General features: G+C 72.6%; 12 protein-coding genes. 6 read left to right on the top strand and 6 right to left on the bottom strand.

What is annotated here, in order from left to right; all coding sequences use genetic code 11:
• Positions 1–34: 34 nt before the first annotated feature.
• Positions 35–1,030, top strand: coding sequence for a dipeptidase (locus B4K29_RS15790; RefSeq protein WP_286968089.1), 996 nt, complete (start codon positions 35–37; stop codon positions 1,028–1,030).
• Here the strand turns inward: B4K29_RS15790 and B4K29_RS15785 are convergent.
• Positions 1,024–3,882 (bottom strand): DNA translocase FtsK, encoded by a 2,859-nt coding sequence (locus tag B4K29_RS15785; protein WP_286968087.1) that lies wholly within the window; start codon positions 3,880–3,882, stop codon positions 1,024–1,026. The two genes, B4K29_RS15790 and B4K29_RS15785, sit on opposite strands and share 7 nt — an antisense overlap.
• A gap of 271 nt (positions 3,883–4,153) precedes the next feature.
• Between B4K29_RS15785 and B4K29_RS15780 the strand changes: the two genes are divergently transcribed.
• Both B4K29_RS15780 and B4K29_RS15775 read left to right on the top strand, forming a co-directional pair.
• Positions 4,154–5,395 carry a glycosyltransferase family 4 protein gene (locus B4K29_RS15780; protein ID WP_286968085.1) on the top strand — a complete coding sequence of 414 codons (1,242 nt, stop codon included), beginning with the start codon at positions 4,154–4,156 and terminating at the stop codon, positions 5,393–5,395.
• Complete coding sequence (locus B4K29_RS15775; RefSeq protein ID WP_286960768.1) at positions 5,392–6,321, top strand: DMT family transporter; 930 nt, start codon at positions 5,392–5,394, stop codon at positions 6,319–6,321. The genes B4K29_RS15780 and B4K29_RS15775 overlap by 4 nt, the downstream gene beginning before the upstream one ends.
• A gap of 73 nt (positions 6,322–6,394) precedes the next feature.
• Here B4K29_RS15775 and B4K29_RS15770 read toward each other — a convergent pair whose 3' ends face one another.
• From B4K29_RS15770 to dapA, 3 genes are read right to left on the bottom strand one after another with little or no spacing between them, the layout of a single operon-like run.
• The gene (locus B4K29_RS15770; protein ID WP_286960770.1) at positions 6,395–7,384 is read right to left on the bottom strand and encodes an endonuclease/exonuclease/phosphatase family protein; all 990 of its coding nucleotides are present in this window, start codon (positions 7,382–7,384) and stop codon (positions 6,395–6,397) included.
• Entirely contained in the window at positions 7,381–9,090 is a 1,710-nt protein-coding gene (locus B4K29_RS15765) for a ribonuclease J (protein ID WP_376783710.1), read from the bottom strand. Before B4K29_RS15765 ends, B4K29_RS15770 begins: the two co-directional genes overlap by 4 nt.
• A complete protein-coding gene (dapA, locus tag B4K29_RS15760; RefSeq protein WP_019284545.1) occupies positions 9,087–9,977 on the bottom strand; it encodes a 4-hydroxy-tetrahydrodipicolinate synthase in 891 nt (296 codons plus the stop codon). The genes B4K29_RS15765 and dapA overlap by 4 nt, the downstream gene beginning before the upstream one ends.
• A gap of 256 nt (positions 9,978–10,233) precedes the next feature.
• Between dapA and B4K29_RS15755 the strand changes: the two genes are divergently transcribed.
• From B4K29_RS15755 to B4K29_RS15745, 3 genes are read left to right on the top strand one after another with little or no spacing between them, the layout of a single operon-like run.
• On the top strand, positions 10,234–11,025 hold the full coding sequence (locus tag B4K29_RS15755) for a thymidylate synthase (RefSeq protein ID WP_037211322.1): 792 nt from the start codon (positions 10,234–10,236) through the stop codon (positions 11,023–11,025).
• A complete protein-coding gene (locus B4K29_RS15750; protein WP_286961302.1) occupies positions 11,022–11,516 on the top strand; it encodes a dihydrofolate reductase in 495 nt (164 codons plus the stop codon). Before B4K29_RS15755 ends, B4K29_RS15750 begins: the two co-directional genes overlap by 4 nt.
• Before the next feature lie 5 nt (positions 11,517–11,521).
• A complete protein-coding gene (locus B4K29_RS15745; RefSeq protein ID WP_286961300.1) occupies positions 11,522–11,893 on the top strand; it encodes a hypothetical protein in 372 nt (123 codons plus the stop codon).
• A gap of 36 nt (positions 11,894–11,929) precedes the next feature.
• Here the strand turns inward: B4K29_RS15745 and B4K29_RS15740 are convergent, their stop codons facing one another.
• Both B4K29_RS15740 and B4K29_RS15735 read right to left on the bottom strand, forming a co-directional pair.
• A complete protein-coding gene (locus B4K29_RS15740; RefSeq protein ID WP_286961298.1) occupies positions 11,930–12,709 on the bottom strand; it encodes a TSUP family transporter in 780 nt (259 codons plus the stop codon).
• Positions 12,702–13,415, bottom strand: coding sequence for an HAD family hydrolase (locus tag B4K29_RS15735; RefSeq protein WP_286961295.1), 714 nt, complete (start codon positions 13,413–13,415; stop codon positions 12,702–12,704). The genes B4K29_RS15740 and B4K29_RS15735 overlap by 8 nt, the downstream gene beginning before the upstream one ends.
• Between the last annotated feature and the right edge of the window lie 12 nt (positions 13,416–13,427).

Genomic DNA, 13,427 nt, shown 5'->3' with positions numbered 1-13,427 from the left:
GTCAACCCTAGTTGCCCTGCGGTTGAATGGCGGCATGCCCGACCTGGCGACGAACCCTCTGCCCGTGCTCGACACCCACAACGACCTGCCGTGGCAGCTGCGCGAGCGGTGGGCGGGCGACCCGACGGCGGTGGACCTGCGCGCCGACCAGCCCACGCTCCACACCGACTGGGCCAGGGCGTCGCGTGGCGGCCTGCGTGGTCAGTTCTGGTCGGTCTACGTCTCCTGCGCCCTGCCCGAGCCCGAGGCCGTGGTCGCCACCCTCGACCAGCTCGACCTGGTGCACCGCATGATCGCCTCGTATGCCGACCGCCTCGCCCTCGCCGTCGACGTCCCGGGCGTCGAGGCGGCCTGGGCGGACGGGCGTCTCGCGTCGCTGATCGGCGTCGAGGGCGGCCACTCGATCGGGTCCTCCCTCGGCGTCCTGCGGGTCCTGCGCGCCATGGGGGCGCGCTACCTCACGCTCACGCACAACGACAACACCCCCTGGGCCGACAGCGCCACGGACGTGCCCGTGCACCACGGGTTGTCGGCATACGGCCACGAGGTCGTCCGTGAGCTGGACCGGCTCGGGATGATCGTCGACCTGTCCCACGTCTCGGCCGACGCCATGCGCGATGCGCTCGCCACCACCGCCAACCCGGTGCTGTTCACCCACTCGGGGGCGCGCGCCGTCACCGATCACGTCCGCAACGTCCCGGACGACGTCCTGGTGGCGGCGGCCGCGACCGGTGGGGTGTGCTGCATCCCGTTCGTGCCGAAGTTCGTCGCCGCGGACGAGCGGGCCGCCGGGATCGACGACGTGGCCGCCCACGTCGAGCACGTCCGCGAGCTCGTCGGCGTGGAGCACATCGGCATCGGGGCGGACTACGACGGGACGCCGCTGGTCGCCGCGGGGCTCGGTGACGTCAGCACCTATCCCGCCCTGCTCGCCGTCCTCGAGGCGCGGGGGTGGAGCCGGACCGACCTGGAGGCCCTGACCCACCGAAACGTCCTGCGCGTCCTCGACGCGGTCACGCGGCGTCAGTAGCGCTCGGAGCCGCGATCGGTCAGCGCCCAGGCGTCCTCGGACTCCTCGTCGCCCTCACCCTCGACGACGCGGCCGGTCGCCATGTCGTCGCTCGCTCCGGCATACCGGTCACCGCCGGCCGCAGGACCGGCCACGGGCGCGGCTGCCTCGGGGGCCGCCGGGGGCTCGTCCCCACGCATGACGGCGAGCGTCGTGGGCAGGTCGTCCGGCTTGATGAGCACGTCGCGCGCCTTGGAGCCCTCGGAGGGACCCACGACGCCGCGGGACTCGAGCAGGTCCATGAGCCGACCCGCCTTGGCGAAGCCGACGCGCAGCTTGCGCTGCAGCATCGAGGTCGAGCCGAACTGCGTCGTCACGACCAGCTCGGTGGCCTGCAGCAGCAGGTCGAGGTCGTCGCCGATGTCGTCGTCGATCTGCTTGGTGGGCGCCACGACCGCGACGTCCTCGCGATAGCTCGGCTTGAGCTGCTCGGTGACCCGCTTGACCACCTCGCTGATCTCGGACTCGGTGACCCAGGCGCCCTGGACGCGCATCGGCTTGGAGGCACCCATCGGCAGGAACAGCGCGTCGCCCTGGCCGATGAGCTTCTCGGCGCCCGGCTGGTCGAGGACGACGCGGGAGTCGGCGAGCGAGGAGGTGGCGAACGCCATCCGGCTGGGGACGTTGGCCTTGATCAGGCCGGTGACGACGTCCACGGAGGGACGCTGGGTCGCCAGCACGAGGTGGATGCCCGCGGCGCGCGCCAGCTGGGTGATGCGGACGATCGACTCCTCCACGTCGCGCGGCGCGACCATCATCAGGTCGGCGAGCTCGTCGACGATGACCAGGAGGTAGGGGTAGGGGTGGATCTCCCGCTCCGACCCGGCGGGCGGCTTGACCTGCCCGGCACGCACCGCCTTGTTGAAGTCGTCGACGTGCTTGAAGCCGAAGTTGGCGAGGTCGTCGTAGCGCTGGTCCATCTCGCGCACGACCCACTGCAGCGCCTCGGCGGCCTTCTTGGGGTTGGTGATGATCGGGGTGATCAGGTGCGGGATGCCGTCGTATGCCGTCAGCTCGACGCGCTTGGGGTCCACCAGGATCATCCGGACCTCGTCCGGGGTCGACCGCATGAGGATCGAGGTGATCAGCGAGTTCACGAAGCTCGACTTGCCCGCGCCGGTCGCTCCGGCCACGAGCATGTGCGGCATCTTGGCGAGGTTGGCGATGACATAGCCGCCCTCGACGTCCTTGCCGACGCCCATGACCATCGGGTGGGTGTTGTTGCGCGCCACCTGGGAGCGCAGGACGTCGCCGAGGCAGACGTTCTCGCGGTCGGTGTTGGGGATCTCGACGCCGATCGCCGACTTGCCGGGGATGGGCGACAGGATGCGGACGTCGGCGCTCGCCACCGCGTAGGCGATGTTCTTGGACAGCGCGGTGATGCGCTCGACCTTGACGCCGGGGCCCAGCTCCACGACATAGCGCGTGACCGTCGGGCCACGGGTGAACCCGGTGACCTGGGCGTCGATGTCGAACTGGTCGAGCACGCCGGTGAGGGCGTCGACGACACGGTCGTTGGCGGCGCTGCGCTCCTTGTGGGGCGGGCCGGGCTTGAGGATCGAGTCCTCGGGCAGGTGGTAGGTGATGTCGCCGGCGAGGGCCAGCTGCTCGACCCGCTGCGGCAGCGGCTCGGTCGGCGGCGCCTCCAGCTGCGGCTTGCTCGGGACCGGCGCAGAGGCGGCGGGGCGGGCGCCCTCGGTGCGCCGCGCTCCAGGGACACTGGCGGCGTCGTGGAGCCCGGTGGGATCGCTGGGGTCGCTGGGATCGGTGGAATCCGCTGGACCCTGAGAGCCATCCGCGGTGGGCGCGTGCCCCTGGGCCGCGGCGTTGTCGCGGGCGCGACGCAGGGCCTCGGCCTCGGCGCCGACGGGGCGCTTCTGCCCGGGCCGCAGGCCGGGACGGGCGGACCGGCCGGTCGGCTCGACCACGGCGGCCTGCTCGTAGGCCTCGTCACCGGCACGCTCGTCGAGGTCGGCGTCGGTCCGGCCGCGGCGGCGCCGGGTCGCCCCACCGGCGCGCTGCGCCATCAGGTCCTGGCCGTGGCCGGGCGTCCCGTCGTGACCACCGTCGCTCTCGGCGCCCTCACCGTGGAAGAGCCGCAGGTAGGCGCCCCGCAGCCGCGGACCCACCTGGTGGACGGGCGTCGCCGTCACGACGAGCAGGCCGAAGATCCCCAGCAGCACGAGGATGGGGACGGCGCCGTAGATGCTCACGGCTGCGGCCAGCGGGCTGGAGGCGAGGAAGCCGATGATGCCGCCGGCGGCCTGCATCTCCTCCGCGCTGCCGCTCGGCGTGGGCAGGCCCTTGGCGATGTGCACGATCCCGCAGGTGGCGAGCAGGAGGGCGAACGAGCCGATGGCGATGCGGTTGGTGGCGTGGCCGTCGTCCGGGGCGCGCAGCACGCGCAGCCCGAACCCCAGCAGGACCAGGGGCAGGACGAGCGCGACGCACCCGATGGTGCCCGCGACGACCGTGTGGACGACCGCGCCGGGCCAGCCGGGCATGTTCCACCACTCTCGCGCGGCGACGACGATCGCGAGGGCGACCAGGGCGAACCCGACACCGTCGCGGCGGTGCTCCGGCTCCAGGTCTGCGGCTCCGTGTCCCACGCTGCGCACGCCCCCTCCGACGACATGGGCCAGCCCCATCCAGGTGCCCCTCAGAGCCCTGACGGGCAGCGGCAGACCCCCGTCGCGCGTGCGTCCCGGGGCAGGCTTGCGGGTCGCGCCGCCCTTGCTCGAGCCGGGGCGCGTCGATCCGCCACGACTCGTCGAGGTGGAGCGTGTGGTGCTGGTGGAGCCACGGGTCGCCATGCTCCGCAGGCTACGGGACCGCCCCTCCCGGCCCCCGAGGCACACGCGCGCCGGTGATCACAATGTGACCAGGGGCAGCCCGCGCCAGCACGGGGGACCTGGACGTCCCCCACGACCGGGAGCCGACACGCCGACGACGGCATCTGCGAGGATCTGTCCGTTCCGGCATGATCGCTGGTGGGCGTGCCCATGGCGCGCCCGCACGGGGGCCGTGCTGCGCGACGACACCGTCGCCGTGAGGCGCGGGCACGACGAAGGACCACCACGACTGATGAAGATCGCGCACGTCACCGACTTTTACCTCCCCCGCCTCGGCGGGATCGAGATGCAGGTCGCAGAGCTCACCGGCCGCCAGCGGGCGGCCGGTCACGAGGTCGTGGTCGTCACCAGCTCGCCGAGCACGCGTGACGCCCCTGCCTCCGGCGACCCCTACGCCCCCAGCCACACCAGCGCCGGGGTGCCGTTCGGCCCCGACGCCGTCGTCCGGCTGACCGACGGCTTCCGGATCCAGCACGCCATCCACCCCGCCGCCTGGCGCGACGGCTGCCGCGAGGTCCGCGAGGGCGGCTACGACCTCGTCCACTGCCACGTCGGGGTCGGCTCGCCGCTCGGGTTCTTCGTCGCCCGCGCCGCCGCCCGCGCCGGCATCCCCACCGTCGTCACCGTCCACTCGCTGTGGGCCTGGGCCATCGGCATCTTGCGCCTGTGCAACCTGGTGTGGGGGTGGACCAGGCTCCCCATCACCTGGACCGCGGTGAGCGACATGGCGGCCCGCCACGTCCGGCGGGTCCTGCCCGACGGTGCCCAGGTGCACGTGATCCCCAACGGGGTCGATCCGGCCCGGTGGACCAGACGCGGCGGCTACCCCGACCGCGAGGGCGAGCTGACCGTCGCGGCCGTGATGCGGCTCAGCGCCCGCAAGCGCCCGATGCCCCTGCTGCGGATGCTGCGGGAGGCGCAGAACCGACTGGGATCCACGGCCACGATCAGGCTGCAGATCGCCGGCTGCGGGCCCCGGCAGGCAGCCATGGAGCGCTACCTGCGCCGCCACGGGCTCGCCGACCAGGTCACGCTGCACGGGCGCCTGGACCGCGACCACGTCCGCCTCATGCTCGAGTCCAGCGACGCGTTCATCGCGCCCGCCAACCTCGAGTCCTTCGGGCTGGCCGCGCTGGAGGCGCGGTGCGCCGGGCTCCCCATCGTCGCCAAGGCGTCCGGCGGCCTGCCGGAGTTCGTCCGGCACGAGCGCGAGGGCCTCATCTGCGAGACCGACGGCGACATGACCCACGCCCTCGAGCGACTGGCGCGCGACCGCTCCCTGCTGCGCCGGATCCAGCACTACAACCGCACCCAGGACTGCGCGGTCATCTGGCCGCACACGCTCTCGCTGCTGGCCGACGTCTACGAGACCGCGGGCGCCGGTGACGTCTCGCTCCTGCCCGAGATCGACATCACGCCCCTCCAGGGTGACGAGACCGCGCGCACCCGCCAGCAGGGCTGGTCGGACCGGTGACGACGGTCCTGCTGCTGTCGCTGGCGGCGACCGCGGTCTTTGCGCTCAGCTCGGTGCTCAAGCACCGCTCCGCCGGGACCATGCCCGAGATCACCGGGACGGGCCTCGTCCGCGTGCGGCGGTTCGTCCAGGCCATGGTCTCGCACCCTCTGTGGCTCGGCGGCCTCGTGTGCGACGCCGGCGGCATCATCCTGCAGGTGCTGGCGCTGCGCGAGGGTGCGATCTCGGTCGTGCAGCCGATGCTGACGCTCGCCCTGGTCTTCTCCCTCGTCCTCAACGCGTGGTTCCTCAAGCAGCGCCCCTCGGGGCGCGAGGTGCTCCTGGCGCTCGCGCTGGTCGGCGGCCTCGTGCTGTTCCTGTGGGCCTCCGGGGCCGCCGCCCCCAAGGGGCCGGAGGCCAAGGGCGCCCGCAACCCCGCCATCTTCGTGGGTGTCGGCACCACCATGCTCGTCCTCGTCTGCGTGACGGTGGCCCGCCGCGTCGGCCCTCGACGCAAGGCCGCCCTGCTGGGCACGGCGGTCGCCGCGCTCTACGCCTGCACGGCCGCCCTCATCAAGACCTGCACCCGCATCGTCGAGCACGGCATCCCGGAACTGCTGCTCTCCTGGCAGCTCTACACCCTGATCATCGCCGGCGGGCTGGCCCTGGTGCTCAACCAGATGGCCTTCCAGGCCGGGCCGTTGTCGTCGAGCCTGCCGGTCATCGCGAGCCTGGACCCGCTGTTCAGCCTGATCATCGGCGGCGCGGTCTACGGCGAGCGCCTTCACTCCGCCCCCAAGGACCTGCTGCTGGAGGGCATCGGGCTCGCGGTCCTGCTCGCCTCGGTCTTCGCCCTCAGCCGGCTGTCCGCCCGGCACCAGCAGGACGATGCCGTGGCAGACGGGCCGGCCGAGGGGCCGGCCGACGAGCGACCCGTCCTGACCTGAGTGCGCGGCCTGAGTGCGCCGGCCTGAGTGCGCGGCCTGAGCACCTTGGCCTGAGCGGCCCGACCCGCGCGGCTCACCCCACCCGCAACCGCGCCCACACCGCCCGGTGGTCCGTGTCCGGGATCGCGACGACCCCACTGTCGACCACCCCGACGTTGCGCACCAGCACGTGGTCGATCTGCGCGAAGGGTGGGTACCACCGGCCCTGGGGCCACGTGGGCTCCCAGCCCTTTCCCGCCGACCGCGCGGCGTCGGTCAGCGGCGCCACGGCCTGGCGGAAGGGCGGGTGGCTGTAGGTCGCGTTGAGGTCCCCCGCGACGACGACCGGCTGCTCCGGGTCGAGCCGGGCCACCCGAGAGATCCAGGACTCGAGGTCCGCGAGGTCGCTGCGCCAGCGGTCGGGGCTGGTCGGGGCGGCCGGGTGCACCCCCCTGATCATGACCTCTCCCCTGCTCGTGCGGAGCAGGCCGTATGGCGTCCCGGTGCGCGGGTCGTAGGACGGGGACACGACGCGCAGGGGGTCACGGGTGCGCACCACGAGGCCGCTCGCCCGCGGCCCGGGCTGACCCATCGAGTGCGCGTAGCGCCCGGACAGCCCCGCCGCGTCCAGCCGCTCGAGGGCGCCCGGCGTGACCTCGACCAGCACGACCACGTCGGCGTCGAGGCGGTCGATGGCGGCGATAAGCCGACGCGGGTCGGCCCGGCCGTACTGCAGGTTGGTCGAGAGCACCACCAGGTCGTCCGGGCGGGGCGGGACCGTGTCGGGCAAGACCGTGGGGGCGGCCAGAACGGCATACGCCAGGGCCGGGACGAGGGCCACCGCCAGCGGGCCCCAGGCCCGCGCCAGCAGCAGGGCCGCGACCCCGAGCCCCACGAGGACCCCGCCCAGCGGCGACACGGCCTGCAGGGCGAGGAAGCCGGTGCGCTCGGGGACCACGGCCCAGCGCAGCGCGAGCAGCCCGGTGCCCGCCAGCGTCAGCACGGCCCCCGCGACGAGGAGCACCCGCGAGGAGGGTGACCAGATCGTCGTCGAGGGCCTCGTGCGGGTCGACCCCGCCGTCATGCGTCGATGACGACCGGGATGATCATCGGGCGGCGCCGGAGCTTGGTGCCAACCCAGGAGCCGAGCGTGCGTCGCACGACCTGCTGCAGGGCGTAGGTGTCCGTGGTGCCCTTGGCCATGGCCTCGACCACGGCCTTCTCGACCTGCGGGCGCACCCGGTCGAAGACCTCCTGGTCCTCGGCCACGCCGCGCGAGGTGATCTCGGGCTCGCTGACCACCTCGCCGGTCGAGGTGTCCACGACCACGATGGCGGTCACGAAGCCCTCGTCGCGCAGGATCCGCCGGTCGCGCAGGAGCTCGTCGCTGGTCTCTCCCCCGAGGGCGGAGCCGTCGACGTAGACGTAGCCGCACGGAACCTCGCCCACGATGCTCGCGACCCCGTCGACGAGGTCGACGACGGTGCCGTCCTGGCAGAGCAGGACCCGCTCGGCCGGCACGCCGGTCGCCTCGGCCAGGCGTCCGTTGGCCACCAGGTGGCGCCACTCGCCGTGCACGGGCATGACGTTGCGGGGCTTGACGATGTTGTAGCAGTAGAGCAGCTCGCCGGCGCTCGCGTGCCCGCTGACGTGGACCTTGGCGTTGCCCTTGTGGACGACGTCGGCGCCGAGCCGCATCAGGCCGTTGATCACGCGGTAGACGGCGTTCTCGTTGCCGGGGATCAGCGACGAGGCCAGCAGCACCGTGTCGCCGGGACCGACCTCGATGCGGTGGTCGCGGTTCGCCATACGGCTCAGGGCAGCCATCGGCTCGCCCTGCGAGCCGGTGCACACGAGGACCAGCTGGTCGTCGCGCAGGGACCCGACCTTCTTGATGTCGATGAGCACGCCGGGCGGGACGTGGAGGTAGCCCAGCTCGGCGGCGATGGTCATGTTGCGGACCATCGACCGGCCCACCATGGCCACCCGTCGCCCGGCCTTGTGCGCCGCGTCGAGCACCTGCTGGACCCGGTGCACGTGCGAGGAGAAGCAGGCCACGATGATGCGACCGGTGGTGTGGCGGAAGACCTTGTCGATGGCCGGGGCGATCTCGCGCTCGGGCGTGGTGAAGCCGGGGACCTCAGCATTGGTGGAGTCGGTCAGGAAGAGGTCGACCCCCTCCTCGCCCAGACGCGCGAAGGCCCGCAGGTCGGTGAGGCGGCGGTCCAGCGGCAGCTGGTCCATCTTGAAGTCACCGGTGTGCAGCAGCGTGCCCGCGGCGGTGCGCACGCACACCGCGAGGGCGTCGGGGATGGAGTGGTTGACCGCGACGAACTCCAGGTCGAAGACGCCGGCCTGCTCGCGCTGCCCCTCGCGCACGCCCAGCGTGTAGGGCGTGATCCGGTGCTCCTTGAGCTTGGCCTCGACCAGCGCCAGGGTCAGCTGGGAGCCGATGAGCGGGATGTCCGGTTTGCGCTTGAGCAGGTAGGGCAGAGCCCCGATGTGGTCCTCGTGCCCGTGCGTGAGGACCACGGCGTCGACGTCGTCCAGGCGGTCCTCGACGTAGTCGAAGTCCGGGAGGATCAGGTCGATGCCCGGGTGGTGCTCCTCGGGGAAGAGGACCCCGCAGTCGATGATCAGCAGCCGGCCGCGGTGCTCGAGCACCGTCATGTTGCGGCCGACCTCCCCGAGACCGCCGAGGGCGACGACCCGCAGGCCGCCCTTGGGCAGCGCGGGCGGGGTGGTGGGGACCTCGGTCACGAGGTCGGGTGCAGCGGAAGCAGAAGTCACATCAGTCCTGAGCTACGGAGGCCGGATCGGACGATCTCGGCCTGGTCGTCGGTGGCCGGGACCAGCGGCAGGCGCACGTCGGCGTGGGCGATGACGCCCAGCTCGACGAGTGCCGCCTTGGTCATGATGGCCCCCTGGGTCACGTTCATGACGGCGTCGACGACGGGCACGAGGCGGCGATGGATCTCGCGCCCCCGCTCGACGTCGCCGCCCTGGATGGCCCCCACCATCTCGGCATACGCGTCGCCGGCCACGTGGGCCACGACGCTGACGATGCCGACGGCGCCGAGCGCCAGGTGGGAGAAGTTGGCGACGTCGTCGCCGGAGTACCACTGCAGGTCCGTGGCGCGCTGGACCTTGGTCGCGGCCCACAGGTCGCCCTTGGCGTCCTTGACCGCCACGATGCGCGGGTGGTCCGCGAGCCGGACCAGCAGGTCGGTGGGGATCGGGACGCCCGCCCGACCGGGGATGTCGTAGAGCATGACGGGCAGCTCGGTGGCGTCGGCCACGGCGCGGAAGTGCGCCTCCAGCCCGGCCACCGAGGGCTTGTTGTAGTAGGGCGTCACGACGAGCAGCCCGTCGGCGCCCGCGTCGGCGGCCTGGCCGGCCAGCTCGATCGTGTGCCTGGTGTCGTTGGTGCCGACGCCCGCGACGACGTGCACGCCATCGCCGACGGTCTCACGCACCAGGCGGACCAGCTCGGCCTTCTCGTCGTCCGTGGTGGTCGGCGACTCGCCCGTGGTGCCGTTGACGACGATGCCGTCGTGGCCGTGGTCGACGAGGTGGCGCGCGACCTGACGCACGCCGTCACGGTCGATCGAGCCGTCGGGGAGCATCGGGGTCACCATGGCCGACAGGACTCGGCCGAACGCGGGTGAGGTCGTCATGAGGTCAATGTATCCCGGGGTGCGCGCGAGGGGCGGTGACCGCCACGGGCATGGGTCGGCGCCGGACATGTGAATCGCGTAGCCACCCGCTCGGGGGTCCGGGTGGCTACGCGATTCACGGACTACATCGGCAAGGGGGGCGATCTCGTTACAGCCGGGTCGCGGGAACTCGTGTGACCTGGCTCACATCGGCTGGCCGCTCCCTCGCGCCCCGTCGATGACCGTATGACGGACCTGCCCGGCTACCGTGGTCGCCATGCAGCAGTACCTCGACCTCCTCGACCACGTCCTCACGACCGGGGTGGACAAGGCGGACCGCACGGGCACCGGCACGCGCAGCGTCTTCGGGCACCAGATGCGCTTCGACCTCGCCCAGGGCTTCCCGGTCCTCACGACCAAGAAGCTCCACCTGCGGTCGATCATCGGCGAGCTGCTGTGGTTCCTGCGGGGCGACACCAACGTGCGCTGGCTGCAGGAGCGCGGGATCTCCATCTGGGACGAGTGGGCGGATGCGGACGGCGAGCTCGGACCCGTCTACGGCCACCAGTGGCGGTCCTGGCCCACCCCGGACGGCCGCCAGGTCGACCAGATCGGTCAGGTGATCGCGTCGCTGCGCAGCAACCCCGACTCGCGGCGCCACATCGTCTCCGCCTGGAACGTCGCGGACGTCGACCGCATGGCCCTGCCGCCCTGCCACACGATGTTCCAGTTCTACGTCGCCGAGGGGCGGCTGTCCTGCCAGCTCTACCAGCGCAGCGCCGACATCTTCCTCGGTGTGCCGTTCAACATCGCGTCCTACGCCCTGCTCACGATGATGGTCGCGCAGCAGACGGACCTCGAGCCGGGCGACCTCGTCCACACGCTCGGCGACGCGCACCTCTACTCCAACCACCTCGACCAGGCGCGCCTGCAGCTCACGCGCACGCCGCACCCGCTCCCCACGATGCACGTCGCGCGGCGCCCGTCGATCGACGCCTACGAGCTCGAGGACTTCACCCTCGAGGGCTACGTCGCCGACCCGAGCATCAAGGCACCGATCGCCGTATGACGTCGCGGACGCTCACCCTCGTCGCGGCCGTCGGTCGCAACGGCGCCCTCGGGCGGGACGGGCACCTGCTGTGGCAGCTGCCGGGCGATCTCCCCCGCTTCAAGGCCCTGACGCAGGGGCGTCCGCTCGTCATGGGGCGCAAGACCTACGAGTCGATCGGTCGCGCCCTGCCGGGCCGACGGACGATCGTGGTGACCCGGGACGCCAGGTGGGTCGTCCCGGATGCGGAGACCGCGTCCTCCCTCGAGGAGGCGTTGGCGCTGGCCGGCGACGACGAGGTGCGCTGCGGCGGAGGCGGCGAGATCTATGCCCTCGCCCTGCCCCTGGCGGACCGGCTCGAGCTGACCGAGGTGGACGACGCCCCGGACGCCGACACGTGGTTCCCCGAGATCGATCGCGCGCAGTGGCGCGAGGTCCGGCGCGAAGAGGTCGCGGCGACCCAGGCCCACCCGGGCTTCGCGTTCGTGACCTACGACCGGGTGCGGGGCTGACGCTCGTGCGCAACCGCGCCGTCCTGCTGCTGATGCTCCCGGCGATCGTCGCCGCCGTCGGGGTCGCGGTCGCCTGGACGCGGTCCCGAGAGCTGGCCGCCCGGGCTGCGGGTCGGGGTCGGGGTCGCGCGCTCGTCTGGCCGCTCACCCTCGGCGGTGCGCTGACCGGGCTGCTCCTGGGGGTGGCCGTGGGCGTCCTGACCGGGCTCGCCGGCGGACGCGCGGACCTGGGCCGGGACGCCATGGACGGGACCTTCCTGCTCGTCCCGGGGATGCTGGCGGGCCTCGGCGCCGGCCTCGCCCGCTGGGCGACGATCAGGGCCGTGTGGCGCCGCCAGAACCGCTTGCGGCGACCACGTCGACCGCGCCGGGGCTGAACGAGGCGCCCAGCGCGGGTCACCAGCGGCCGACGCTCACCACAGGCCGAGCAGCTGCCCGCCGATGCGGACGACGAACGCCCCCACCACCACGATGAACACGATGCGGACGAAGCCCGTGCCTCGCGACACCGCCGTCCGCGCCCCGATGTAGCCGCCCGCGATGTTGGCCAGCCCCATGACGACCCCGATCGGCCACATGACGGCCCCGTGCGGGATGAAGACCACGAGGGCCGCGAGGTTGGTCGCGAAGTTGGCGATCTTGGCCTTGGCGCTGGCCTCGAGGAAGGCGTAGCCGGTCAGCCCGACCAGGGCGAAGACGAAGAACGACCCGGTGCCGGGTCCCAGCGCCCCGTCGTAGAAGCCGATGACCACCCCGATGACCAGTGCCGCCGCGAGGTGGTGCCGGCCGGAGAACCGCAGCTGGGTCGAGGCGCCGAGGCTGGGCTTGACCACGGTGTAGGCGCCCACGACGACCAGCGCCACCAGGATGATCGGGTTGAACGCCTCCTTGGGGATCCTGGTCGCCACGACCGCACCCAGCGACGATCCGGCGAACGCCGCCACCGCGAGCGGGATCGCGGTGCGCAGGTCGGGACGCACCCGGCGGTAGTAGGTCACGGCGCTCGTGGAGGTGCCGCAGATCGAGGCCAGCTTGTTGGTGGCGAGGATCTGCGCGGGCGAGGCGCCGGGCAGACCGACGAGCAGCGCGGGCAGCTGGATCAGCCCTCCCCCGCCGACGACGGCGTCGACCCAGCCCGCGCAGAACGCGGACGCCACCAGGAAGAGCACGACCTGGAGGGACAGCTCACCCACGCCCGCACCATCGGTCGACGATCGTGAGGACGTCGAGCAGCTCGTGGGCCACGGCGTCGGGCTCCGCCTCGTGCGAGACCTGCTGCGCGACGGGGATCCGCGAGTGGGGCACCCACACCGCTCGCATGCCCACCTGCTGGGGGCCGTGGACGTCCTCGAAGGACCGGTCCCCGACGTAGACGCACCGCTCCGGCTCGACGCCGACGGCGCGTGCAGCAGCGAGGAAGGCCTCGGGATGCGGCTTGGCCCAAGGGATCTCGCTGGAGTAGACGTCGGCGTCGATGAGGTGGGCGACCCCGTCCCGCTCGAAGACGCCACGGTGGTAGTCGCGGGTCCAGATCGTGTTGGACAGCACGCCGACGCGGATCCCCCGCTCGCGCAGGCCGGTCCACAACGGCTCGACCTGCGGGTCGGTGAGCGTGTGCGGCTCCCAGAAGGTCTCGTAGGCCGCCAGCCCGGCCAGCGTCGCCTCGTGCTCGGGGTCGAGTCCCACCTGCGTCAGCAGGTCCGCGAGGCGCCCAGACTCGTGGCTGGTGTGGGCGCGCTGCCAGAGCTCGTCCTCGGCGAGCAGGATGCGCGCCGTGAGCTCGTGGAGCGAGCAGGCCATCGTGCCGTAGCCGCGGGAGAACTCGACCCACTGCTGGCGCAGGTCGACGTCGTGCCAGGGGGTCAGGGTGCCGCCCCAGTCGAAGACGACGGCACCCACCGGCGAGGTCGC

This window comes from Arsenicicoccus sp. UBA6765 (assembly GCF_002453335.1).
Taxonomy (GTDB): Bacteria; Actinomycetota; Actinomycetes; order Actinomycetales; family Dermatophilaceae; genus Arsenicicoccus; species Arsenicicoccus bolidensis.
This window is presented reverse-complemented; position numbering and strand designations above follow the sequence as displayed.

What these genes read in the sequence shown, in the direction of transcription:
- B4K29_RS15750 (WP_286961302.1), top strand. Translation starts at nt 11,022, where the DNA reads ATGACGTCGCGGACGCTCACCCTCGTCGCGGCCGTCGGTCGCAACGGC.
- B4K29_RS15755 (WP_037211322.1), top strand. Translation starts at nt 10,234, where the DNA reads ATGCAGCAGTACCTCGACCTCCTCGACCACGTCCTCACGACCGGGGTG.
- dapA (WP_019284545.1), bottom strand. Translation starts at nt 9,977, where the DNA reads ATGACGACCTCACCCGCGTTCGGCCGAGTCCTGTCGGCCATGGTGACC.
- B4K29_RS15785 (WP_286968087.1), bottom strand. Translation starts at nt 3,882, where the DNA reads ATGGCGACCCGTGGCTCCACCAGCACCACACGCTCCACCTCGACGAGT.
- B4K29_RS15790 (WP_286968089.1), top strand. Translation starts at nt 35, where the DNA reads ATGCCCGACCTGGCGACGAACCCTCTGCCCGTGCTCGACACCCACAAC.
- B4K29_RS15780 (WP_286968085.1), top strand. Translation starts at nt 4,154, where the DNA reads ATGAAGATCGCGCACGTCACCGACTTTTACCTCCCCCGCCTCGGCGGG.
- B4K29_RS15770 (WP_286960770.1), bottom strand. Translation starts at nt 7,384, where the DNA reads ATGACGGCGGGGTCGACCCGCACGAGGCCCTCGACGACGATCTGGTCA.